This window comes from Massilia sp. 05N420, assembly GCF_056397205.1.
The window spans coordinates 1-520 of the sequence record NZ_JBFTMX010000147.1; the positions used below are offsets into that span (position 1 = coordinate 1).

The following is a 520-nucleotide window of genomic DNA, read 5'->3' on the forward strand; positions in this document are numbered from 1 at the left end:
GGTCTAGTTTCATCCATTGGCAAGCAAAACCGTTGCATCGTGCGTTGATGTTGAGCGGCCCAGAGCTTCAAGCTCGCGGAACGCCACAGACAGCGACCTCAGGCTCGACAATGCCATCCTTCGATTATAGTCATTAAGCTATGGAACTCCCTTGCGGGCTGGTAGTTCGCACTACTTAACGGGGAGGATCCGGTGATCCAAGTATTAGTCGTTGAAGACGAGCCGCTTCTTTTGATGATGGCGCTGGACCTTGTCGAAGATATTGGTTTCGAGGTTTTCGAAGCAAACAACGCGGACGACGCTCTTCGGCTATTGGAAGCGGAGCCTGGTATTCGAATAATTTTGACGGATATCGACATCCGCGGCTCAATGAATGGCCTCGTGTTCGCAAAGGCCGTACGTGAACGATATCCGCCGATTGAGATACTTGTTGTATCTGCGATGACAAAACCGCTCCTTCACCAGATGCCGGAGCGCGGAATTTTCTTCACAAAGCCATACAATCGGAAGGAGTTGGCTC

Annotated in this window: 1 protein-coding gene; it reads left to right on the forward strand. The window is 51.2% G+C overall.

The window, feature by feature from the left end; all coding sequences use genetic code 11:
- Nucleotides 1-192: 192 nt before the first annotated feature.
- Nucleotides 193-520: response regulator (locus tag AC1DIX_RS27700; RefSeq protein WP_477328542.1), on the forward strand; the 328-nt coding region annotated here is incomplete at its 3' end.